The organism is Pseudoalteromonas sp. S2893, from assembly GCF_005887105.1.
Taxonomy (GTDB): Bacteria; Pseudomonadota; Gammaproteobacteria; order Enterobacterales; family Alteromonadaceae; genus Pseudoalteromonas; species Pseudoalteromonas atlantica.
Window position 1 is genome coordinate 1 of sequence record NZ_PNCY01000160.1, and the last position, 272, is coordinate 272.

The 272-nt window shown below is 38.6% G+C and carries 1 pseudogene; it reads left to right on the forward strand.

Annotation, left to right across the window (positions count from 1 at the left end):
• Positions 1-218: pseudogene (locus CWC04_RS19535) on the forward strand (lytic murein transglycosylase); the annotation flags it as partial.
• Between the last annotated feature and the right edge of the window lie 54 nt (positions 219-272).

The following is a 272-nucleotide window of genomic DNA, read 5'->3' on the forward strand; positions in this document are numbered from 1 at the left end:
AATACAAAGAAAAAGTTGAATCGTCTGATAAAGACCAGCAACAGGATAAACAAACCCTAGAAACATACATACCAAAACTTGTACTCCAGTGTAAAATTTATCTTGCACTTAAACTCTACGCAGAAAATAAAGATGGACTTGAACAAGTTGCAAAAGAGTTTGGGGTACAAGCAGGCTTTATTGTGGCAGTATGGGGCCTTGAATGTAACTTTGGGACATGACAAGGTGGGCATTATGTTATTTAATCGCTTGTGACGATTGGCTTTGGGGGT